The 19,910-nt window shown below is 32.1% G+C and carries 34 protein-coding genes; 32 read left to right on the plus strand and 2 right to left on the minus strand.

From position 1 onward, the window contains the following. Positions 1-102 precede the first annotated feature (102 nt). Genes rpsJ through rplQ form a run of 30 tightly spaced genes read left to right on the plus strand, consistent with a single transcriptional unit; the run spans position 103 to position 14,506 of the window. On the plus strand, positions 103-414 hold the full coding sequence (gene rpsJ / locus EXC62_RS02150) for a 30S ribosomal protein S10 (protein ID WP_026390623.1): 312 nt from the start codon (positions 103-105) through the stop codon (positions 412-414). A 32-nt stretch (positions 415-446) separates the two neighbouring features. After that, a complete protein-coding gene (rplC, locus tag EXC62_RS02155; protein WP_026390624.1) occupies positions 447-1,085 on the plus strand; it encodes a 50S ribosomal protein L3 in 639 nt (212 codons plus the stop codon). Between the two features lie 11 nt (positions 1,086-1,096). Further along, on the plus strand, positions 1,097-1,726 hold the full coding sequence (rplD, locus tag EXC62_RS02160) for a 50S ribosomal protein L4 (RefSeq protein WP_026390625.1): 630 nt from the start codon (positions 1,097-1,099) through the stop codon (positions 1,724-1,726). A gap of 4 nt (positions 1,727-1,730) precedes the next feature. Continuing rightward, positions 1,731-2,018, plus strand: coding sequence for a 50S ribosomal protein L23 (gene rplW / locus EXC62_RS02165; RefSeq protein WP_026390626.1), 288 nt, complete (start codon positions 1,731-1,733; stop codon positions 2,016-2,018). Between the two features lie 28 nt (positions 2,019-2,046). Then, complete coding sequence (rplB, locus tag EXC62_RS02170) at positions 2,047-2,877, plus strand: 50S ribosomal protein L2 (RefSeq protein WP_026390627.1); 831 nt, start codon at positions 2,047-2,049, stop codon at positions 2,875-2,877. A 13-nt stretch (positions 2,878-2,890) separates the two neighbouring features. Then, positions 2,891-3,184, plus strand: a complete 294-nt coding sequence (gene rpsS, locus EXC62_RS02175) for a 30S ribosomal protein S19 (protein ID WP_026390628.1) — start codon at positions 2,891-2,893, stop codon at positions 3,182-3,184. Between the two features lie 16 nt (positions 3,185-3,200). Beyond that, positions 3,201-3,548, plus strand: a complete 348-nt coding sequence (gene rplV / locus EXC62_RS02180; RefSeq protein WP_026390629.1) for a 50S ribosomal protein L22 — start codon at positions 3,201-3,203, stop codon at positions 3,546-3,548. Positions 3,549-3,550: 2 nt separating this feature from the next. Next, positions 3,551-4,327, plus strand: coding sequence for a 30S ribosomal protein S3 (rpsC, locus tag EXC62_RS02185; RefSeq protein ID WP_026390630.1), 777 nt, complete (start codon positions 3,551-3,553; stop codon positions 4,325-4,327). Between the two features lie 2 nt (positions 4,328-4,329). Next, entirely contained in the window at positions 4,330-4,746 is a 417-nt protein-coding gene (gene rplP, locus EXC62_RS02190) for a 50S ribosomal protein L16 (RefSeq protein WP_162140227.1), read from the plus strand. Next, on the plus strand, positions 4,743-4,934 hold the full coding sequence (rpmC, locus tag EXC62_RS02195; protein ID WP_026390632.1) for a 50S ribosomal protein L29: 192 nt from the start codon (positions 4,743-4,745) through the stop codon (positions 4,932-4,934). The genes rplP and rpmC overlap by 4 nt, the downstream gene beginning before the upstream one ends. 11 nt (positions 4,935-4,945) lie before the next feature. Then, entirely contained in the window at positions 4,946-5,209 is a 264-nt protein-coding gene (rpsQ, locus tag EXC62_RS02200; protein WP_084156679.1) for a 30S ribosomal protein S17, read from the plus strand. A gap of 16 nt (positions 5,210-5,225) precedes the next feature. Continuing rightward, positions 5,226-5,594 carry a 50S ribosomal protein L14 gene (gene rplN, locus EXC62_RS02205; protein ID WP_026390634.1) on the plus strand — a complete coding sequence of 123 codons (369 nt, stop codon included), beginning with the start codon at positions 5,226-5,228 and terminating at the stop codon, positions 5,592-5,594. A gap of 13 nt (positions 5,595-5,607) precedes the next feature. Next, complete coding sequence (rplX, locus tag EXC62_RS02210) at positions 5,608-5,964, plus strand: 50S ribosomal protein L24 (protein WP_026390635.1); 357 nt, start codon at positions 5,608-5,610, stop codon at positions 5,962-5,964. An 11-nt stretch (positions 5,965-5,975) separates the two neighbouring features. Further along, entirely contained in the window at positions 5,976-6,515 is a 540-nt protein-coding gene (gene rplE / locus EXC62_RS02215) for a 50S ribosomal protein L5 (RefSeq protein ID WP_026390636.1), read from the plus strand. Positions 6,516-6,526: 11 nt separating this feature from the next. Then, on the plus strand, positions 6,527-6,796 hold the full coding sequence (gene rpsN / locus EXC62_RS02220) for a 30S ribosomal protein S14 (RefSeq protein WP_026390637.1): 270 nt from the start codon (positions 6,527-6,529) through the stop codon (positions 6,794-6,796). A 15-nt stretch (positions 6,797-6,811) separates the two neighbouring features. Next, the gene (gene rpsH / locus EXC62_RS02225; protein ID WP_026390638.1) at positions 6,812-7,210 is read left to right on the plus strand and encodes a 30S ribosomal protein S8; all 399 of its coding nucleotides are present in this window, start codon (positions 6,812-6,814) and stop codon (positions 7,208-7,210) included. Between the two features lie 16 nt (positions 7,211-7,226). Further along, complete coding sequence (gene rplF, locus EXC62_RS02230) at positions 7,227-7,766, plus strand: 50S ribosomal protein L6 (protein ID WP_026390639.1); 540 nt, start codon at positions 7,227-7,229, stop codon at positions 7,764-7,766. A gap of 12 nt (positions 7,767-7,778) precedes the next feature. Then, the gene (gene rplR / locus EXC62_RS02235; RefSeq protein WP_026390640.1) at positions 7,779-8,132 is read left to right on the plus strand and encodes a 50S ribosomal protein L18; all 354 of its coding nucleotides are present in this window, start codon (positions 7,779-7,781) and stop codon (positions 8,130-8,132) included. 18 nt (positions 8,133-8,150) lie between these two features. Continuing rightward, positions 8,151-8,666: a 30S ribosomal protein S5 gene (gene rpsE / locus EXC62_RS02240; protein WP_026390641.1), complete on the plus strand. Its 516-nt coding sequence runs from the start codon at positions 8,151-8,153 to the stop codon at positions 8,664-8,666. A gap of 1 nt (position 8,667) precedes the next feature. Continuing rightward, positions 8,668-8,844, plus strand: a complete 177-nt coding sequence (gene rpmD, locus EXC62_RS02245; protein WP_026390642.1) for a 50S ribosomal protein L30 — start codon at positions 8,668-8,670, stop codon at positions 8,842-8,844. Between the two features lie 12 nt (positions 8,845-8,856). Next, positions 8,857-9,294: a 50S ribosomal protein L15 gene (rplO, locus tag EXC62_RS02250; RefSeq protein ID WP_026390643.1), complete on the plus strand. Its 438-nt coding sequence runs from the start codon at positions 8,857-8,859 to the stop codon at positions 9,292-9,294. A gap of 1 nt (position 9,295) precedes the next feature. Then, positions 9,296-10,570: a preprotein translocase subunit SecY gene (gene secY, locus EXC62_RS02255; protein WP_035375756.1), complete on the plus strand. Its 1,275-nt coding sequence runs from the start codon at positions 9,296-9,298 to the stop codon at positions 10,568-10,570. A 35-nt stretch (positions 10,571-10,605) separates the two neighbouring features. Further along, positions 10,606-11,256 (plus strand): adenylate kinase, encoded by a 651-nt coding sequence (locus EXC62_RS02260; protein WP_162140228.1) that lies wholly within the window; start codon positions 10,606-10,608, stop codon positions 11,254-11,256. Continuing rightward, positions 11,253-12,002, plus strand: a complete 750-nt coding sequence (map, locus tag EXC62_RS02265) for a type I methionyl aminopeptidase (protein WP_026390645.1) — start codon at positions 11,253-11,255, stop codon at positions 12,000-12,002. Before EXC62_RS02260 ends, map begins: the two co-directional genes overlap by 4 nt. Positions 12,003-12,014: 12 nt before the next feature. Continuing rightward, positions 12,015-12,233 carry a translation initiation factor IF-1 gene (gene infA, locus EXC62_RS02270; protein WP_026390646.1) on the plus strand — a complete coding sequence of 73 codons (219 nt, stop codon included), beginning with the start codon at positions 12,015-12,017 and terminating at the stop codon, positions 12,231-12,233. 12 nt (positions 12,234-12,245) lie between these two features. Then, positions 12,246-12,362: a 50S ribosomal protein L36 gene (gene rpmJ / locus EXC62_RS02275; protein ID WP_026390647.1), complete on the plus strand. Its 117-nt coding sequence runs from the start codon at positions 12,246-12,248 to the stop codon at positions 12,360-12,362. A gap of 13 nt (positions 12,363-12,375) precedes the next feature. After that, entirely contained in the window at positions 12,376-12,741 is a 366-nt protein-coding gene (gene rpsM, locus EXC62_RS02280) for a 30S ribosomal protein S13 (protein ID WP_026390648.1), read from the plus strand. A 13-nt stretch (positions 12,742-12,754) separates the two neighbouring features. Continuing rightward, complete coding sequence (gene rpsK / locus EXC62_RS02285) at positions 12,755-13,141, plus strand: 30S ribosomal protein S11 (protein WP_026390649.1); 387 nt, start codon at positions 12,755-12,757, stop codon at positions 13,139-13,141. A gap of 18 nt (positions 13,142-13,159) precedes the next feature. Further along, complete coding sequence (locus EXC62_RS02290) at positions 13,160-14,146, plus strand: DNA-directed RNA polymerase subunit alpha (RefSeq protein WP_026390650.1); 987 nt, start codon at positions 13,160-13,162, stop codon at positions 14,144-14,146. Between the two features lie 3 nt (positions 14,147-14,149). Then, entirely contained in the window at positions 14,150-14,506 is a 357-nt protein-coding gene (gene rplQ, locus EXC62_RS02295) for a 50S ribosomal protein L17 (RefSeq protein WP_026390651.1), read from the plus strand. Between the two features lie 235 nt (positions 14,507-14,741). Here rplQ and EXC62_RS02300 read toward each other — a convergent pair whose 3' ends face one another. Together EXC62_RS02300 and EXC62_RS02305 are read right to left on the minus strand one after the other, a co-directional pair. Beyond that, positions 14,742-16,040, minus strand: a complete 1,299-nt coding sequence (locus EXC62_RS02300) for an ISL3 family transposase (RefSeq protein WP_026390652.1) — start codon at positions 16,038-16,040, stop codon at positions 14,742-14,744. Positions 16,041-16,135: 95 nt separating this feature from the next. Continuing rightward, positions 16,136-17,353 (minus strand): ISL3 family transposase, encoded by a 1,218-nt coding sequence (locus tag EXC62_RS02305; protein WP_129747442.1) that lies wholly within the window; start codon positions 17,351-17,353, stop codon positions 16,136-16,138. A gap of 136 nt (positions 17,354-17,489) precedes the next feature. On the opposite strand from EXC62_RS02305, the gene istA reads away from it, so the two are divergent. Next, positions 17,490-18,743 carry an IS21 family transposase gene (gene istA, locus EXC62_RS02310; RefSeq protein ID WP_129747444.1) on the plus strand — a complete coding sequence of 418 codons (1,254 nt, stop codon included), beginning with the start codon at positions 17,490-17,492 and terminating at the stop codon, positions 18,741-18,743. Continuing rightward, a complete protein-coding gene (istB, locus tag EXC62_RS02315; RefSeq protein WP_129747446.1) occupies positions 18,736-19,488 on the plus strand; it encodes an IS21-like element helper ATPase IstB in 753 nt (250 codons plus the stop codon). The genes istA and istB overlap by 8 nt, the downstream gene beginning before the upstream one ends. Positions 19,489-19,910: the final 422 nt, after the last annotated feature.

A 19,910-nucleotide genomic window follows, 5' to 3' on the forward strand; every position in this document is an offset into this window, starting at 1 on the left:
GATATGGAAGGTTGTCGGTACACGGGTAGCCGTTGTCAATGTATCGGGTTTTTCCAAGGAGCAAGTTTATAAAACATAATTATAGGCGAAAGGAGAATAAAAATGGCAAATAAAGATGTAATTAAAATTCGTTTAAAGGCATATGATCACAGATTAATTGATCAAGCAGCTAAGAAAATTGTTGAAAGTGCAGTTAAGACAGGTGCTAAAGTTAATGGACCAATTCCATTACCAACACAAAAAGAAGTATTCACTGTTTTAAGATCACCACATGTTAACAAAGATTCACGTGAACAATTCGAAAGAAGAACTCACAAGAGATTAATTCAAATAGTTGATCCAAACCCAAAAACAATTGACGCATTAATGCACATTGATTTACCTTCAGGTATTGACATTGTGTTAAAGAAATAACAAAAAAATAAAATTAAGGAAAGAGGTATATCATGGCCAAAGGAATCTTAGGTAGAAAAATTGGTATGACACAAATTTTCGATGAAAATGGTGTTTTAATACCTGTAACAGTTGTTGAAGTTGCTGATAACGTAGTACTACAACAAAAAACTGTTGAAACAGATGGTTATGTGGCTACTCAATTAGGTTTTGAAAGTAAGAGAGAAAAACTTGCTAATAAACCAGAGTTAGGACACGTAGCAAAAGCAAACACAGCCCCTAAGCGCTTCGTTAGAGAAATTCGTTTCCCACTTACAGAAAACGACTTAACAAACTTAGCAGTAGGAGATGTAGTTTCAAGTGATATATTCGCTATAGGCGAAGAAGTAGACGTAACAGGAACTTCAAAAGGTAAAGGTTTTGCAGGTTCAATCAAACGTCATAATCAATCAAGAGGACCAATGACACACGGTTCTAGATACCATCGTGGTCCAGGTTCAATGGGACCAATTAAAGGAAATATGAAAGGTAAAAACTTACCTGGTCATATGGGAGATGAAAAAGTGACAATCCAAAACTTAAAAGTTGTTGGTGTTGACACTGAAAATCAATTGCTGTTAATTAGCGGTAGCGTACCTGGTCCTAAAAAGGGTCTTGTAATAGTTAGAACTGCTATTAAGAGTACTAAGTAAGGAGGAAGAACATGCCAAAATTAACAATCATTAATCAAACTGGTGAAAAAGTAGGTAATATCGAACTTTCAGACTATGTATTTGGTATTGCTCCTCACCAACAAGCAATCTTTGATGTTGTAAATGCACAAAGAGCTGCAATGAGACAAGGAACAAGCGCAGTTAAGAGCCGTGCAGAAGTTCGCGGTGGTGGAAAAAAACCATGGCGTCAAAAAGGAACTGGTCGTGCAAGACAAGGTTCAATTAGATCACCACAATGGCGTGGGGGTGGAATTGTTTTCGGACCAACTCCAAGATCATACTCAGTTAAAATAAACAAAAAAGTAAGAAATCTTGCTTTCAGATCAGCATTATCATCACATGTTTTAGAAAACAAATTAACTGTTTTAGATAAATTAATTTCTGAAAATGGTAAAACAAAAGAATTCCAAGCAATTTTAAATAGTTTAAACTTGGAAGGAAAAGTATTATTTATTTCTAATGAGTTTGATGGTAAAGAAGTAAGAGCTGGTAGAAATATTCCGCGAGTTCAATTCGCTGATGTTAAACATGTTAGTGTTTATGATGTTTTAAATACTAAGAATTTAGTTTTAACAGAAGGTGCTGCTAAAGCTTTAGAGGAGGCATTAGGAAATGAGTAATAAAATGAACCTTTATTATGATTTAGTGAGAGAACCAATTATTACTGAACAAAGCTCTCGTTTAATCGAAGAATTCAATCGTTATACTTTCAAAGTTTCTAAAGATGCTAACAAAGTTGAAATTAAAAAAGCAATTGAAGCAATCTTTAACGTGAAAGTTGTAAAAGTAAATACATTAAATGTTAAGCCTAAGTTTAAAAGAGTGGGACAACATGAAGGATATACAGCTGCTTATAAAAAAGCAATTGTACAATTAGAAGAAGGTCAAAAGATCGACGCTTTTAATATATAATACGTGAAAAATATAGGAGGTTTTTAACATGGCGGTTAAAAAATATAAAGCAACAACAAATGGTCGTCGTAACATGAGTGTGTTAACGTTCGATGAATTAACAACATCTACTCCTGAAAAATCACTAATTGCGCCTTTGACTCGTACTGGCGGTCGTAATAATACAGGTAAAACAACTGTAAGACATATCGGCGGCGGAGCTAAGAGAAAATATCGCTTAATTGATTTTAAAAGAAACAAGGATAATGTAGAAGGTAAGGTAGCAACAATTGAATACGATCCAAATCGTAGTGCTAACATTGCTTTAATTCATTATGTAGATGGAGAAAAAAGATATATTATAGCACCTAAAGGTATTGAAGTTGGACAAGTTGTTCAATCAGGTGAAAATGCAGATATTAAAGTTGGTAATGCATTACCACTTGCTAGTATTCCAGTTGGTACTGTTGTACACAACGTTGAATTAAAACCAGGTAAAGGTGGACAATTAGCAAGAAGTGCTGGAACATCAGCACAAATCTTAGGACGTGAAGAAAAATACGTTCTATTACGCTTACAATCAGGAGAAGTTCGTAAGGTTCTTGGAACTTGCCGTGCAACAATCGGACAAGTTGGTAATGAATCATGGGAATTAATTAACTGGGGTAAAGCTGGACGCGTTCGTCATTTAGGAGTTAGACCTACTGTACGTGGTTCTGTAATGAACCCTAACGATCACCCTCACGGTGGTGGTGAAGGTAGAACACCAGTTGGTAGAGTTTCACCAATGACTCCATGGGGTAAAAAAGCTCGTGGTGTTAAGACTAGAGACACTAAAAAAGCGTCTAACGATTTAATCATTCGTCGCCGTACGAAATAATTAGGAGGAAAACATGGCACGTTCAATTAAAAAAGGACCATTCTGTGACCATAAACTTTTAGGAAAAGTTCAGGCACAAAATGTTGCAAATGAAAAGAAAGTGATCCAAACTTGGTCACGCCGTTCAACGATTTTCCCTGATTTCGTTGGGCATACGATTGCGGTTCATAACGGTAAAGAACATGTTCCAGTTTATATTACTGAAGACATGGTTGGGCATAAGTTAGGTGAATTTGCACCAACAAGAACTTATCGTGGACATAGCAAAGATGAAAAAAAGGGTCGCGACAAAAAAGCGGGCTATTAATGGAGGAGAATAAAAAATGGAAGTAAAAGCAATACATAGAACAGCAAGAATTGCTCCTCGTAAAGCACGTTTAGTTATCGACCTTATAAGAGGTAAGAACGTTAAAGAGGCACAAGCAATCTTAATGTTTACACCAAGAGCAGCTTCACCAATAATATCAAAAGTATTAAAGAGTGCTGTTGCGAATGCAGAACATAATAACAAGTTAAATGTTGAAAATTTATTTGTAAAAGAAGCATACGTGAGTGAAGGAGTAACAATGAAAAGAATGTTACCTAGAGCTCAAGGTAAAGGTGACATTATTCAAAAAAGAACAAGTCATATTACTGTTATCGTAGCTGAAAGAGAAATGGGTGGTGAATAAGAATGGGACAAAAAGTTAATCCAATAGGTTTTCGTGTTGGTGTAATTAGAGACTGGGATTCAAAATGGTATGCTGATAAAAAAATCGTTCCAGCCCTAGTTAAAGAAGACGCTGTAATTAGAAAATTCTTAAACAAAAAATATAATAATGCCGCAGTTTCTCACGTTGAAATTGAAAGACTAAAAGGAGCTCAAGGTAAAGAAAGAGTTAAAATTACTCTACATTCTGGTAAACCTGGAGTTGTAATTGGTCGTGAAGCAGCTACAATGAAAGAAACTATTGCTAGTTTAGAAAAACTAACTAAAAAAGAAATAGTATTTAATGTTGTTGAAGTTAGAAAACCAGAAGTTGTTGCTACATTAGTTGCACAAAGTATGGCAGAACAACTTGAAAACCGTGCTTCATTTAGAAGAGTACAAAAAATTGCTATGCAAAGAGCATTAAAGTCAGGAGCTAAAGGTATTAAAACTTCTATCTCAGGACGTTTAGGTGGAGCAGAAATGGCTCGTACTGAAGGATATTCAGAAGGTCAAGTTCCATTACATACTCTAAGAGCAGATGTTGAATACGCAACTGCTGAAGCACAAACTACTTATGGTATTTTAGGTATCAAAGTATGGATTTATCATGGTGAAATCTTACCAGGACAAAGCCACGAAGAATTAAGAAAAGAAAGACAAAGTTCAGCATCATCAAATCATGGTGGTGGAAAGAGACGTCCTTCTCGTAAAGGACCTCGTCGTTCACAAGAAGATGCTGCCACAGAAGGAGGGAACTAATTATGTTAATGCCAAAAAGAACAAAGTTCCGTCGTCCTCATCGCGTTAGTTACGAAGGTAAAGCGAAAGGTAGAAACGAAATCATTAATGGAGATTATGCTTTAGTTGCATTAGAAGGTGCTTGGGTTACAAACCGTCAAATAGAAGCTGCCAGAATTGCAATGACAAGACATATGCGAAGAGTTGGTAAAGTGTGGATTAATATTTTCCCTCATATGTCAATGACTAAAAAACCTCTTGAAGTACGTATGGGTTCCGGTAAAGGGGCTCCAGATCATTGGGTTGCAGTTGTTAAAGAAGGAAAAATTATGTTTGAAATTGGACAAGTTAGCGATGCAATTGCTAAAGAAGCCCTAAGACTTGCTTCACACAAATTACCAGTTAAAACTAAGATTGTTAAAAGAGGTGAGCAAGAATGAAAGCCCTAGAAATTAGAAAGTTAACTACACAAGAGTTAGAAGCTAGAATTTCTGAATTAAAACAAGAATTATTCAATTTACGCTTTCAACTTGCAGTAGGCCAATTAGAAAATACAGCAAGAATTAAAACTGTTAAAAGAACCATCGCACAAATGAAAACTATCATTAGCGAACGAGTAGAAAAATAGGGAGGAGACAAATTATGGAACGTAATAATAGAAAAGTATATACTGGAATTGTTACATCAAATAAAATGGAAAAAACAATTACTGTAGAAATTACTAATTATAAAAAGTCGCCTTTATATGGAAAACTCGTAAAGGTTACTAAAAAAGTTCATGTTCATGATGAAGAAGGCTTAGCAGGAATTGGTGATCGCGTTAAAGTTATGGAAACTAGACCATTATCTAAGACAAAGAGATTCCGTCTTGTAGAAGTTATTGAAAAAGCGAAATTAGCGTAAGAAGGAGGAACTATAAATGGTACAACAAGAAACAAGATTAGTTGTTGCTGATAACAGCGGAGCTAAAGAAATACTTGTAATTAAAGTGCTTGGTGGTTCTGGACGTCGTTATGCTAATATCGGTGATATTATTGTAGCGGCTGTTAAGAAATCAACACCAGCTGGAGCAGTAAAAAAAGGAGACGTTGTTAAGGCAGTTATCGTTCGTTCAAAACAAGGTGTCCGCAGAGCAGATGGTTCAGTAATCAAATTTGATGAGAACGCAGCTGTAATTATTAAAGAAGATTTAAATCCACGTGGAACTCGTATTTTCGGACCAGTGGCTAGAGAGTTAAGAGAAAAAAACTTTATGAAGATCGTTTCTCTAGCTCCAGAAGTATTATAAGGAGGTCGCATCTATGTACATTAAAACTGGAGACACAGTAGCAATCATTGCAGGAAGCGATCAATTTGTTACTGATAAAAAAGGCAATAAAACAAGAAAAACTGGAAAAGTTATAAAAGTTTATACTAAAACTAATCGTGTATTAGTTGAAGGTGTTAACATTGTTAAAAAGCATCAACGTCCAAGCCAAGCTAACGAAAAAGGTGGAATTGTTGAAGTTGAGGCTGCAATTCATGCTTCAAATGTAGCATTAATTGATCCTAAAACAAATCAACCTACAAGAGTTAAAATTTTGACTGAGATTGATGATAAAGGTAAGAAGAAAAAAATTCGTGTCGCTACTAAATCTGGCGAAAGAATAGATAAATAAGGAGTTTGCAAATGAGTAGATTAAAAGAAAAATATGATAACATTGTCAAACCCGAACTTATGAAAGAATTCAACTATTCTTCAATAATGGAAGTACCTCGTTTAGAAAAAATAGTTGTTAACGTTGGTGCTGGTGATGCTGTTAGTAATTCAAAAGTGTTAGATGACATTGTTGAAGAACTAAGAACTTTAACTGGACAACAACCAGTAGTTACTAAAGCTAAAAACTCAATTTCTAACTTTAAACTTAGAGAAGGTATGCCAATTGGTGCTAAAGTTACATTAAGAGGAGAAAAAATGTTCTACTTCTTAGATAAATTAGTATCAATCGCATTACCACGTGTTCGTGACTTTAGAGGAGTTTCTGCGAATTCTTTTGATGGTCGCGGAAATTATACAATGGGTGTAAAAGAACAAATTATTTTCCCTGAAATTAATCTTGATAAGATTAAAAAAGTTCGTGGGATGGACATTGTTATTGTTACAACGGCTAATACAGACCAAGAATGTTTTGCATTGTTAAAACATTTAGGTATGCCGTTTAAGAAATAAGGAGACGGAAAATGGCTAAAAAATCAAAAATTGTTAAAGACCAAAAACGTCGTGATGTTGTTGAACGCTATCGTGAAAAACGTGATGCTTTATTAGCAGCAGGTGACTATGAAGCACTACAAAAGTTACCACGCAATGCTTCAGCAACACGTTTAAGAAATCGCGATTCGCTTGATGGCAGACCACGCGGTTATATGAGAAAGTTTGGATTATCACGTGTTAAATTCCGTGACTTAGCGCACAAAGGTGAATTACCTGGTGTTAAGAAATCAAGCTGGTAATAAGGAGGAAGAAATATGGTTATGACTGATCCAATTGCAGATATGCTTACACGTATCCGCAACGCAAATAGTATGCGTCATGAAAAAGTAGAAATACCAACTTCTAGATTAAAAGCTGATATTTTATCAGTTCTTAAAAAAGAAGGATTCATCAAAGATTTCATCATCGATGAAACTGGTAAGTTCAGTAAAATAGTAGTAACTTTAAAATACACAACTACAAAAGATCGTGTAATTAAAGGTTTAAAAAGGATATCGAAACCAGGTCTTCGCGTTTATGCTACAGTAGATGAACTACCAAAAGTATTAAACGGATTAGGTGTTGCTCTTGTATCAACATCAAATGGAATTATGACTGATAAAGAAGCTAGACTTGCAAACGTTGGTGGCGAAGTATTAGCTTATGTATGGTAATAAAGGAGGAATATAAATGAGTCGTATAGGTAATAAAGTGATTCACGTTCCTGCTGGTGTTACCGTTGAAATAAGTGATAATAACTTTGTCAGCGTAAAAGGACCAAAGGGAAGTCTTGAATTCAAATTCAATGAAGTATTAGATATTAAATTAGAAGGAACTGAAATTACAGTTTCTAGACCAAACAATGAAATTTTCACTCGTAAAATTCATGGAACAACTAGAGCATTGTTATCTAACATGGTTGAAGGTGTTAACACAGGATTTAAAAAAGAGTTAGAACTTCGTGGTGTTGGTTACCGTGCCAACCTTGAAGGTAAGAAATTAAACTTAAGTTTAGGTTTCTCACACCCAATCATTTTAGATATTCCTGAAGGAGTAACAGTAAATGTTCCAAAGAACACTGAAGTTATTGTTGAAGGATATGACAAGCAAGTTGTTGGTGAATTTGCAGCAAAAATTAGAAGCTATCGTAAGCCAGAGCCTTATCTTGGAAAAGGTATTCGTTATGTTGATGAATATGTTCCACGTAAAGCCGGTAAGACAGCTAAATAGGAGGGAACATAAATGATTAAGCAAGTTTCGAAAAATGATAGTAGACAAAAACGTCATCTTCGTATTCGTAAAATTGTTACTGGAACAGCTGAAAGACCACGTTTATCAGTATATCGTTCTAATACAGCAATTTATGTTCAATTAATTGATGATGTTAATCAAAAAACATTATTTAGTGCTAATTCAAAAGAATTGGGATTAAAAGCGTCAAATGTTGAATCAGCTGTAGCAGTTGGTAAAGCAATCGCTGAAAAAGCTACTAAAGGTGGCTTAACTAATGTTGTATTTGACCGTAGTGGATATTTATACCACGGTAAGATTAAAGCTTTAGCTGATGCAGCTCGTGAAGCTGGATTACAATTCTAAGGAAGGAGAATATAAATTATGGCTGATGTAAAAAGAAAAAAAGTTCAACAAGAAGAACAAAACCCTTTTGAAGAACGTGTTGTTGCGATCAACCGTGTTACAAAGGTTGTTAAGGGTGGACGCCGTTTTAAATTCTCTGCACTTGTTGTAATAGGAAATAAAGCGGGTCAAGTTGGATTTGGTACTGGGAAAGCCCAAGAAGTTCCAGATGCAATTAAAAAAGCAGTTGAAAATGCTAAAACTAATATAATTACTGTTCCACTTGTTGGAACAACAGTTCCACACGAAGTGATTGGTCACTTCGGTGCAGGAAAAGTATTTTTCCGTCCTGCTTCAGAAGGTACTGGAATTGTCGCTGGGGGTGCTGTTCGTTCAATATTTGAATTAGCCGGCGTTAATGACATTTTATCAAAATCATTGGGTTCAAGAACTCCAATTAACATGGTAAGAGCTACTTTTGCAGGATTAAAAGAACTAAGAACAATTGAAGAAGTTGCAAATCTTCGTGGACTTTCAGTATCGGAGATTCGATAATATGAAAGTACAAATTACATTAACAAGAAGTTTAATTGGTAGAAAACCAAATCAAGTTAAAACAGCACATGCACTTGGTCTTCACAAAATTAATCAAGTTGTTGTTCATGAAAAAAATGATGCTATTAACGGAATGATTAATACAATTAGTCATTTAGTGTTAATAGAAGAAGTATAAGGAGGGGACTTTATGTTACATGAATTAAAACCTACAGAAGGTGCAAGAAAAGAACGTAAACGTCTCGGACGCGGTACAGGTAGTGGTACAGGTAAAACTGCGGGTAAAGGTCATAAAGGACAAAAAGCTCGTTCAGGTAAAACTCTTAGACCAGGATTTGAAGGGGGACAAATTCCTTTCTTCCAAAGAATACCAAAACGCGGATTCAATAACGTTAATAAAAAAGAATTTGCTATCGTGAATTTAGATGATTTAAATAAATTCAATGATGGTGATGTAGTTACACCAGAATTATTGCTTGAAAAAGGAGTTATTACTAAATTTTTATCAGGAGTAAAAGTTTTAGCAAACGGAACACTTGAGAAAAAAGTTACAGTTAAAGCACATCGTTTTTCTAATGCTGCGAAAGAAGCAATTGAAAAGAACGGTGGAGTAGTAGAGGTAATATAATATGTGGAAACGTCTAGCAACAGTTTTGAGTAATAAAAAAGTGATGGTAAGACTAGCGATCACGCTAGCTTTACTATTAGTATTTAGATTTGTTAGTCATATTCCAATCCCACTATTTAATGCGGATGCGATAACACAAGCAATCCAAACAGAGGGAAGTTTCTTTGCCATCTTAAATAACTTCACAGGTGGTGCACTAGGTAGATTTTCAGTTTTAGCTTTAGGTATTTCACCATATATTACTGCATCAATTGTTATCCAATTGTTGCAAATGGTAGTTCCAGCAGTTAAAGAATGGTCTGAACAAGGTGAAGAAGGAAAACAAAAGGTAAACAGAGTAACAAGATATGTTGCAATGGCACTAGCATTTATTCAAGGGTTAGCATTAATTCTTGGAGCTAGTCAAAGAGGAAGTATCTTTGTTCCATCTATTACTAAGCCAAATGGATTCTTATATATCTACATGGCGCTTGTTATCACAGCTGGTACAGCGTTTTCAATATGGTTAGCAGATTTAATTACTAAAAAAGGAATTGGTAATGGTACATCATTACTAATTACAATTGGTATCACATCAACAATGCCTGCAATGTTTAAGACATTGGGTGATACTTACTTAGGTACTAATGCTAACGCGTCAAACATTATAATCTTTATAGCAGTAATCTTAGTTTATTTCATTATTTTATTTGGAGTTGTTTACTTGCAAATTGCATCACGTAAGATTCCAGTTCAATATGCTAATAGACAAGGTAAAAGTGACTCTAACATCCCTATTAAATTAAATAGTGCTGGAGTTATGCCAGTAATTTTTGCATCAACAATTATGAGTATTCCATTAACATTCGGACAATTATTTAATCCAAATATTAGTGATGGAAGTTGGCTAGTTCAAATTTTTTCATCTGAAAAACCAATTGGCTTTATCTTCTATGTATTCTTAATTGTAATCTTCTCATTCTTCTATTCATTTATGACAATAGATCCTGAAAAGATTGCTGATAATCTTTCTAAATCTAATGCTTATATAAAAGGTATTAGACCAGGAGATGATACAAAAAATTATGTTGCAAGAGTATTATTTAAAGTAACTGTTATTGGTACTATATATTTAGTATTATTAGCAATTATTCCAATTGTAGGAGTAATCCTTGGATTACCTTCAGCAGTAACGCTTGGAGGAACAGGATTATTAATCGTTGTTGGGGTAGCAACTGAAACAACTCAACAAGTTGAAACAGATGCTGAACAAACACAATATAGTGGTATTTTTTAAACAAGGTATAAAACATGAAAAGGAAGGAAAATGTGATGCGCATCATTATTATGGGCCCTCCCGGAGTAGGTAAGGGAACAGAAGCTAGTATGCTAGAAGCACAATTTAATATTCCACATGTATCAACAGGCGACATCTTCCGTGCGTTGTTTCGCACGGATGACCCTATTGGTATTGAAGCACGTGAATATATTGATAAAGGTTTGCTAGTTCCAGATGAATTAACAAATAGAATTGTTGAAACAAGATTTAGAACAGAAGATGTACATCATGGATTTATCTTTGATGGTTATCCAAGAAATGTTGCTCAAGCTGAAGCTTTTACAAAGTTCTTAAATGAACGTAATTGGAAAGTTGATACTGTCATTAACGTTGACACTAAAGATGAAACAATTATTGAAAGATTAAGTGGAAGAAGAGTATGTCCTAAATGTGGAGCTACATATCATATTGTTTCTAACAAACCACGAATTGAAAACATATGTGACAATGATCAAACAGAATTAATCCAAAGAAAAGATGATAAACCAGAAACAATTAAAAATCGTTTGGAAATTTATCATAGAGAAACTAAACCAGTGATTGAATACTATCGTAAGGCTGGATTATTAGTTAATGTCGATGGATCTGGTGATATTGAAAATACACATCGTCAAGTATTAAAAATTATTGGTGATTTAAAGTGATAGTGATTAAATCGCAAAGAGAAATAGAAATTATGAGAAAAGCAGGGAAGATACTTGCTTTGACCAGACAAATGTTAGAACCACATATTAAACCGGGTATTACGACTCAAAAATTAGATAAGCTTGCAGAGGAATTCATTATAAGTCAAGGAGCATATCCTTCATTTAAAGATTATAATGGTTTTCCAGGGTCAATATGTACATCGGTTAATGAAGTTGTTGTTCATGGAATTCCATCCAAGAAAACAGTTCTAAAGAATGGTGATATAATAACAGTTGATTTAGGTGTTTATTATGAAGGATATCATGCAGATTCTGCATATACTTATCCAGTAGGACATGTAAATGATAAAGTTAAAGAATTGTTAAAGATTACTGAAGAATCCTTATATATAGGATTAAGCGAAGCCAAACCCGGTAATCATTTATCAAATATATCCCATGCTATTGAAGAATATATTAAACCATATAACTATGGTATAGTAGAAGAATTTACTGGACATGGAATAGGAAAAGAATTACATGAAGATCCTTATGTACCAAATTTTGGTAAACCTAATGAAGGACCAATCCTTAAAGAAGGAATGACTTTCTGTGTTGAACCAATGGTTAACTTAGGAACTAAAAATGTAAAAGTTTTAAGAGATAACTGGACAACAGTTACAATTGATCGAAAACCAAGTGCTCATTTTGAACATACAATTGTTATAACAGAAGATGGGTACGAAATATTGACGAAATTATAAAGGAGTGAATCTATGGCAAGAGAAGACTTGATTGAAGTTAATGCAAAAGTCGTCGAAGTATTACCAAATGCACAATTTAAAGTAGAATTAGAAAATGGTGCTACAGTATTAGCACATATATCTGGTAAAATCCGTATGAATAAAATACGCATTTTACCTGGTGACAACGTACTTGTAGAATTGTCACCATATGATTTAACACGCGGCAGAATAACGTATCGCCGTAAATAAGGAGGAAGACAAATGAAAGTAAGATCATCCGTAAAAAAACGTAGTGAAGATGATATTATTGTCCGTCGTAAAGGACGAGTTTATGTCATCAATAAAAAAGTTAGAAGAAACAACCAAAGACAAGGTTAATTAGGAGGAACTAATGGCTAGAATAGCAGGAATAGATGTACCACGCGATAAACGCGTTGTAATATCATTAACATACATTTATGGTATTGGTAAAAAAACAGCTATCGATATTTTAAAAAATGCAAACGTTAGTGAAGAAATCAGAGTTAAAGACTTAACAGAAGATCAATTAAACAATATTCGTCAAGAAGTGGCTAAATTACAATTAGAAGGTGATTTACGTCGTGAAGTAGCTATGAATATTCGTAGATTAATGGAAATTGGTTCATACCGTGGTATGCGCCATCGTCGTGGCTTACCAGTACGCGGACAAAACACAAGAAACAATGCACGTACACGTAAAGGTAAAAAATCAGCTGCGGCTAAGAAAAAGAAATAAGGAGGAATAAAAAATGGCACGTAAAAAAACGACAAAACGTCGAGTTAAGAAAAATATTCCCCTAGGTGTTGCCCACATTCATACAACATTTAACAATACAATTGTTACTATAACTGACTTAGAAGGTAATGCAATATCATGGTGCTCAGCAGGTGCTCTTGGTATTAAGGGTAGTCGTAAATCTACACCATTTGCGGCTCAAATGTCTGCTGAAACTGCAGCTAAAACAGCTGTTGAAAGTGGAATGCAAAGAGTTGAAGTAAATGTAAAAGGTCCAGGACCAGGTAGAGAAGCAGCAATTAGATCACTACAAACAGCTGGATTAGAAATTACAGCAATCAGAGACGTAACACCACTACCACATAATGGATGTAGACCACCAAAACGTCCACGTGGTTAAAATAGGGAGGGGTAACTTGTGAAAGAATTAAAGTTTGAAAAACCTAATGTAGAAGTTAAAGTTGGAGAAAATAATACAATTGAATATCAAATTAAACCACTTGATCGTGGATTTGGTATCACTCTAGGAAATACACTTAGAAGAGTATTATTATCATCAATACCAGGTGCAGCAATCGTTAATGTTAAAATTGACGGTGTTGAGCACGAATTCTCTACAATTGAAGGGGTATATGAAGATGTAATGGGAATCATATTAAACCTAAAACAAGTTGTTTTTAGTGTTGATTCTGAAGATCCTAATTTTGAGCAAACAATAGAATTATACGCAGAAGGTCCTATGACTGTTACTGCGGCTGATTTTAACAAAGTAACAGGTGTTAATGTTATTAACCCTGACCAAGTGATTGCAAATTTAGCTGACAAAGGAACGCTATCAATGGAAGTAACTGTTCGTCGCGGTGTTGGCTATGTAAGTGCACAAGACAATAAAATATATAACTATAACCGTTTAGGTGTGATTGCTATTGATTCAATTTTCTCACCAGTTAAACGAGTATCTTATCATGTTGATAAAATTCGTGGAGATAATGACTCATTAACAATGAACATCGAAACAGACGGCTCAATTGATGGACGTGAAGTATTACCTATCGCTTCAAAAATGTTAGTTGATTACTTAAATGCAATCGTTGAAATAAGCGATGAAGTAATTAATGCAGACTATATTAAAGAACAAGAAAAAGAACCCATTAATGAAAAATTAGAAATGAGCATTGATAAACTAGACTTAACAGTTCGTTTATATAATAGCTTAAAACGTTCAGGGATTTATACAGTTGCACAAATTGTTAATGAAACTGAAGAAGATATCATGCGCCTACGTAGTTTAGGTAGAAAATCATTTAGAGAATTAAAAGAAAAACTTGAAGAAAATGGTTTAAGTTTTGCAAATAGTACTCTAAAAGACGATAAGAAAAAATCCCTTGAGGAAGAAGAGGAGTAAACTATGGCATATAGTAGATTAAGAAGAACAAGTAGCCAACGTAAAGCATTATTACGTGATTTAGTTACTGATATTATAATTAATGAACGAATTATTACAACTGAAGCAAAAGCAAAAGAACTTAAAAAACTAGCTGATAGAATGATTACACTTGCTAAAGAAGATACTTTAGCATCACGTAGACAAGCAGCAACATTAGTTCGTTTTGAAGCAGCTAATGAAAATCAAAATGCCTTACAAAAGTTATTTAGTGATTTAGGACCACGTTACAAAGAACGTACTGGTGGTTATACTAGAATCATTAAAACAGTACCAAGACGCGGAGATGCTGCGCCTATGGCTATTATTGAATTTGTATAAAACTTATAGGGGCTCTTAGTAATATCGTGTGGTTTTATTGAAAACACCTATGTAATTAGGTGTGGCTAAGTAGCCTATGTAATATAATGTGGTATGTAATAAAGCGGAAGAATCTAAACCTGATTTCTTCCGCTTTTTCTATCCAATCTATTTTGGATCAATGTCAAGGGTAGGGGTAGACAATAAATAAACCTACAAAACAAGTAAAGTTTGAAATATAACAATACTTGTTTTTTTATGCAATAATACAAAAATCATTGTTGAATAAAGAAATAATACGTTTTTTAAAGCGATTAAAAGATCTAAAATTATAAGACATACGTCTAGTAGTCTTGATGAAATTATTAACACCTTCAATAAAACCATTAGAATAAAACTTAATATTATTATTAGAATCAAGGTAAGTAAGACATAAAGAATTAGCAATTTCAACCTTCCAATTAATAAACATACCAGCAAGACTAATAAACTCAGGAAGTTTAGAAGCATATAATTTATTGATGAAATCATCTATAAAAGACATTGCATCATCAAAAGAATCAAAAGGAGTATTAGTGCTGACTTGGAAATAAGAATATAAATTATAAGCATTAGTTAAATCATCGCCATAGGAAATAATATCTCTAACAATAGTATATTCACTCATAAACTTTTTAAAATGTTTATTGTAGGAGAACATATAACTAAGGTTAAAATGATTCTTAATCAAAAGTTTATGAAATTTTTTTAAAACTTTATAACCAGAAGAGTTAGGTTTATAAGAATTCATAGTTCTAATTCTAATATCATTAAGAGCCCAAACAAAATTTCTAACAAAATGAAATCTATCAATGACAAGCTTAGCATTAGGGAAGTACTTCTTAGAAACATCTCTATAAGGGGGCCACATGTCAATAATAACGGTATTAACAGTATTTAACTCACTAAAGGGAATGGAATCCAAATAAGAAATAAAAGGATCTTTTCTTCTATTAGGAATAATGTCAATAATAGACTTATTAATAGGATCAGCAATAGCAAGAGCATACTTACCAAATTTAGAATTAGAATTAGATTTTTTAAATTCATCAATAGAAATAACAGAAGAAAGTTTATATTGATTGATAGAGAAATGTTTATCAAATCTTCTAATAACAGTAGAGGAAGAAACATTATTATTTTTAGCAACCTGTTTAAAAGTGACAGAATCTTTCATAGAATGGATAAGCATATTATTTAGCTGATTAGAAATCTTTGAATACTTATCAATAAAGAAATTATTCTCGGGGAATCTGGTATTACAGTACTTACAAACATAACGACGTCTATTATATATAACATGTAAGAAATAATTATTAACAACACCATGTTTAAACTTCCTAGTACGATAATCATGGACATTCGAAGTTTTAGAATTACAAGAAGGGCAGTTATGTTCTTTAACTTCAAGACTAATATTAACAAACATATTAGCACCTTCATAACTTAATTTATTAATTAATATTGACTCATTATCTTTAAAACCTAACAATTTTTTGATAAAATACTTATACATAGATAATTCTCCTTTCGTTTGGTCACGTATATTGTAGAATTATCTATGTTTTTTTTCAAGCACCCCTAACTTAATTATAGAACCTCTATTTTAATTTATTCGGGTATTTTAAGGGCTACATCTTTATTAATAGAATAAATGATTCTAGCTCTTAATCTCTTAAAACTTTTAATCCCATTACTAGTCTTAATAATAGTCTTTATTCTAGAATTAGTACCTTCAATTGGTCCATTAGATAATCTTCTGTTAGAATCAGATTTAATAAAGGAATTAATAATCTCATCTTTCCAATTAGAAAGTAATTTACCAAAAGATCTAATATCTTCTAACCTGTGATTACGATATTTAGTAATTAAATCAGATAATAATTCTTTAGCATCATCAAAATTAGTGTTTCTATTAAACTCACGATATTCTTCCTTGATTTTATAAACTTCAGTTAAATCATCATCAATGGATAAAAGAAAATCTTTAATAGAAGATTTATTAAGACTAATTCTAAACTTAGGAATAGAAATATAACCATTATAGATATTATCGTATTCTTTAGTAAAGAAATAATGAAACTTCTTTAACATATAATATTTATCATTCTTATAAGTTTTAAACTCAATATTACCAGCATATTTATTCATTACTTTAATACGATGCTTATTAACGATATCATTAATATGTTTAATAACATGAAAAGAATCAATAGCTATTAAAGCTTTAGGCATAACTTTAGATATAACGTCTTTATAAGGCTTCCACATATCAATAATAACTACTTTAACACTATCTAATTCAGTATGTTTAAGACTAGATAGATATTCTAATAGATATGATTTATGACGAGTTTTTAAAACATCAATTATTTTTTTTGTTTCAAAATCTAAGAATAGACAAGCATAAGGATGTTTAGTCCTTTTTGAAACATGAAATTCATCGATACATAAAAACTTAGGTAATATATTTCTATTTGGATCAACATAATCATCAAAAATATCAATAACAGTTTTAGTAGAAACATTAAAGATAGTAGAAGCACTAGTAAATGTATTAGAAGGATTCTTTAAGTGTTCTAAAATAGATAATTTAGTATAATGACTAATTCTATCTTTATTAATAGTAAAAGGGTTAGGTTCAAAGAAAGTTTTATTACAAAACTTACAAATGAACCTCCTATGTCTAAAAATAATGTTAACAGGATTACTATTAGAAATACTATGAGTGATAGTTTTAGTTTTATAACCATGTATTTTAGAATCTACAGAGTTACATACTGGACAATTGATCTTTTTGAGTGACAGAGTTAAATGAACATTGGTTATTGAATTTGAATTGGTAACATCTTATAAATGGTTAAATAAGAGTACCCAATAGTGTGCAAATAAGAATCCCCAATTCTTAGCACTAAAAGGTACTCTTTTTTGTTAGAATATTTATTAACGAAAGGTTGATGATATTATGACAAAAATACTACTAGAACAAATAACAAATATAAAAGATTTACTACTATTTAGTAGAGCATACAAGGAGGGCTTAATAAAATTGAATATTAGCAAACTATCAAAAGAGTTAAATAAAGATAGAAAAACAATTAAGAAATACTTAAACGGTGAAGTTCCAAAGGAAACTAGAAAGAGAGTTAAATATTTAGATGAACATAGAAAATATATACTAGAAGTCTTAACTGATAAATATCAGAGTTTCGACTACATTGATCACTTGTTTAAATATCTAAAAAGAGAAAAAAATATAACTTGCTCAAGAACAAGTTTAAATAGATATATTAGAAATGATAATGAGTTAAATAAACTATTTAAAAGAAAAAAGGATATGAGTTTTACAGAAAGATTTGAAACAAATCCAGGGATACAAGCACAGTTTGATATGAAGGAGAAAGTAAAACTTATTGATAAAAACAATAATGAAACAGTTATAACAATACCAACATTAACATTATCATGGTCTAGGTATAATGTAAGAAAACTAATATTAGATACTAAAACAGAAAACTTATTAGAGTTTTTAGCTTTAAGCTTTGAAGAAATAGGTGGGGTACCACATGAACTCGTTATTGATAACTTAAAACAATTCGTAGAAAAACCAAGATATAAAGATAATGAAGCAATCATTACCAATAAACTAGTAGAGTTCGCTAAGGATTACAATATTAAGATTAAACCATGTATGCCATATAGACCACAAACTAAAGGAAAAACAGAAACACAAAATAAAATAGTTGACCAACTAAAAAACTATAATGGTAAGTATAAGGATATCTATGAAATGCATGAAAAACTAGAAATAATTCATAAGGAAGATAATGATAATATCAGTCAAGCTACTAAACTACCAAGAAGGTTTCTATTAGAAAAAGAAAAAGGTGACTTAAGCCCACTCCCTAGAAAAGAAATCAGACAAAAGTATCACCTTAGTTTAAAAGAGGTTCATGTAACAAATGAATCACTAATATCCTATAAATCTAATAAATACTCTGTCCCTAGAAAATTTATTGGTTTAAAAGTAGGATTAACAGTTATCAAAGGAAATGAACTCCATATTTATTATAAAGGAAAAATCATAACAATCCACAAAATAACGGATAAATTATTAAATATTAAAGATGAACATGATTTAAAATACGAAAAAGAAATAAAAACAAAAGAAAGAACAACTATTATAAACAATGAGATGAGGAATATAAAATATGATTAACGAAGTACTTAATCAATTAACATATCTAAAACTTAAAAGTGCATATACATATTTAAAAGAACTGCATATTAATGATGAGATAACAAATACTGATTTAAAAGGAATTCATAAGATATTGAATAAAGAGGTTTTAGCTAAGGAAGAAAATAATAAATTATACAATGTTAAAGTAGCAGGTTTCCCGTTTCTTCGAACTATTGATGAATATGATTTTAGTTTTCAACCAGGTGTTAATGAAGAAAAAATAAGAGGAATCATTGAATCAACCTTCTATGAAGAAGCAATTAATATATGCTTAATTGGTAACCCTGGTGTTGGTAAAACACATTTAGCTATATCAATAGCGTACTCAGTCGCTATAAGACGTAATAGTGTATATTTTATTAAGTTTAACAAACTAATAACAATCCTTAAAAACGCTTATAATGATGGAACATTTAATCGAAGACTAGGTCACTTCTTTAAATACAAACTACTTATCATTGATGAAGTGGGATTTAATGAAATAACACCTTTGGAAGCAAAGTTATTCTTTCAATTAATTGATTTACGATATACAAAAAGATCAACAATATTTACATCTAATATGACTTTTGATAAGTGGCCTCAAATATTAGGTAATGATGAAATGATAACAAAAGCTATATTAGATAGAATCATTCATCAGTCTTATTTATTTAATATTATTGGTCCTTCATATAGGCTTAAAGATAAACTTGAACTGAATCAAACTGAGGAATCTTAATTGCACACTTTTGTCCATTCTTATATTGACATTTATACATCTAGAATATCAAATTGAAAATCAAAAGAATCATTATGTTTTAAATTTAGAAATTTTATGATATCATCATACATGAAGGACCTCCTTTGTTAGATTTGGATAGTAACAATATCATAACATAAGAGGTCTTTTTTTAAATGATTAAAAGAACCTATGTAAAAAAGTGTGGTCACCACACTATATTACATAGCTATACGATGACCACACGATATTACTAATAACTCTTATAGGGATTACCGAAGGGTAGTCCTTTTTCTTTTTTTTGTAATTTATTGTATTAATAAAAAGAAGAAAAAGAAATAAGTAAGTATTTGTCTGATATAAGCAAAACTGCAAAATTTGTAAAAGATAATTTTATAGGAAAAAAGTATATTTATTTGCTT

Source organism: Haploplasma axanthum, from assembly GCF_900660745.1.
GTDB classification, from domain to species: Bacteria; Bacillota_I; Bacilli_A; order Acholeplasmatales; family Acholeplasmataceae; genus Haploplasma; species Haploplasma axanthum.

What these genes read in the sequence shown, in the direction of transcription:
- rplD (WP_026390625.1), top strand. Translation starts at nt 1,097, where the DNA reads ATGCCAAAATTAACAATCATTAATCAAACTGGTGAAAAAGTAGGTAAT.
- rplQ (WP_026390651.1), top strand. Translation starts at nt 14,150, where the DNA reads ATGGCATATAGTAGATTAAGAAGAACAAGTAGCCAACGTAAAGCATTA.
- rplF (WP_026390639.1), top strand. Translation starts at nt 7,227, where the DNA reads ATGAGTCGTATAGGTAATAAAGTGATTCACGTTCCTGCTGGTGTTACC.
- rplN (WP_026390634.1), top strand. Translation starts at nt 5,226, where the DNA reads ATGGTACAACAAGAAACAAGATTAGTTGTTGCTGATAACAGCGGAGCT.
- rpsJ (WP_026390623.1), top strand. Translation starts at nt 103, where the DNA reads ATGGCAAATAAAGATGTAATTAAAATTCGTTTAAAGGCATATGATCAC.
- istA (WP_129747444.1), top strand. Translation starts at nt 17,490, where the DNA reads ATGACAAAAATACTACTAGAACAAATAACAAATATAAAAGATTTACTA.
- rplO (WP_026390643.1), top strand. Translation starts at nt 8,857, where the DNA reads ATGTTACATGAATTAAAACCTACAGAAGGTGCAAGAAAAGAACGTAAA.
- rpmC (WP_026390632.1), top strand. Translation starts at nt 4,743, where the DNA reads ATGAAAGCCCTAGAAATTAGAAAGTTAACTACACAAGAGTTAGAAGCT.
- rplP (WP_162140227.1), top strand. Translation starts at nt 4,330, where the DNA reads ATGTTAATGCCAAAAAGAACAAAGTTCCGTCGTCCTCATCGCGTTAGT.
- rpsM (WP_026390648.1), top strand. Translation starts at nt 12,376, where the DNA reads ATGGCTAGAATAGCAGGAATAGATGTACCACGCGATAAACGCGTTGTA.
- rplX (WP_026390635.1), top strand. Translation starts at nt 5,608, where the DNA reads ATGTACATTAAAACTGGAGACACAGTAGCAATCATTGCAGGAAGCGAT.
- infA (WP_026390646.1), top strand. Translation starts at nt 12,015, where the DNA reads ATGGCAAGAGAAGACTTGATTGAAGTTAATGCAAAAGTCGTCGAAGTA.
- rpsH (WP_026390638.1), top strand. Translation starts at nt 6,812, where the DNA reads ATGGTTATGACTGATCCAATTGCAGATATGCTTACACGTATCCGCAAC.
- rpsK (WP_026390649.1), top strand. Translation starts at nt 12,755, where the DNA reads ATGGCACGTAAAAAAACGACAAAACGTCGAGTTAAGAAAAATATTCCC.
- rpmD (WP_026390642.1), top strand. Translation starts at nt 8,668, where the DNA reads ATGAAAGTACAAATTACATTAACAAGAAGTTTAATTGGTAGAAAACCA.
- secY (WP_035375756.1), top strand. Translation starts at nt 9,296, where the DNA reads ATGTGGAAACGTCTAGCAACAGTTTTGAGTAATAAAAAAGTGATGGTA.
- rplB (WP_026390627.1), top strand. Translation starts at nt 2,047, where the DNA reads ATGGCGGTTAAAAAATATAAAGCAACAACAAATGGTCGTCGTAACATG.
- rplC (WP_026390624.1), top strand. Translation starts at nt 447, where the DNA reads ATGGCCAAAGGAATCTTAGGTAGAAAAATTGGTATGACACAAATTTTC.
- EXC62_RS02300 (WP_026390652.1), bottom strand. Translation starts at nt 16,040, where the DNA reads ATGTATAAGTATTTTATCAAAAAATTGTTAGGTTTTAAAGATAATGAG.
- rpmJ (WP_026390647.1), top strand. Translation starts at nt 12,246, where the DNA reads ATGAAAGTAAGATCATCCGTAAAAAAACGTAGTGAAGATGATATTATT.
- EXC62_RS02260 (WP_162140228.1), top strand. Translation starts at nt 10,606, where the DNA reads ATGCGCATCATTATTATGGGCCCTCCCGGAGTAGGTAAGGGAACAGAA.
- rplE (WP_026390636.1), top strand. Translation starts at nt 5,976, where the DNA reads ATGAGTAGATTAAAAGAAAAATATGATAACATTGTCAAACCCGAACTT.
- rplW (WP_026390626.1), top strand. Translation starts at nt 1,731, where the DNA reads ATGAACCTTTATTATGATTTAGTGAGAGAACCAATTATTACTGAACAA.
- rpsN (WP_026390637.1), top strand. Translation starts at nt 6,527, where the DNA reads ATGGCTAAAAAATCAAAAATTGTTAAAGACCAAAAACGTCGTGATGTT.
- rpsC (WP_026390630.1), top strand. Translation starts at nt 3,551, where the DNA reads ATGGGACAAAAAGTTAATCCAATAGGTTTTCGTGTTGGTGTAATTAGA.
- rpsS (WP_026390628.1), top strand. Translation starts at nt 2,891, where the DNA reads ATGGCACGTTCAATTAAAAAAGGACCATTCTGTGACCATAAACTTTTA.
- rplR (WP_026390640.1), top strand. Translation starts at nt 7,779, where the DNA reads ATGATTAAGCAAGTTTCGAAAAATGATAGTAGACAAAAACGTCATCTT.
- rplV (WP_026390629.1), top strand. Translation starts at nt 3,201, where the DNA reads ATGGAAGTAAAAGCAATACATAGAACAGCAAGAATTGCTCCTCGTAAA.
- rpsE (WP_026390641.1), top strand. Translation starts at nt 8,151, where the DNA reads ATGGCTGATGTAAAAAGAAAAAAAGTTCAACAAGAAGAACAAAACCCT.
- istB (WP_129747446.1), top strand. Translation starts at nt 18,736, where the DNA reads ATGATTAACGAAGTACTTAATCAATTAACATATCTAAAACTTAAAAGT.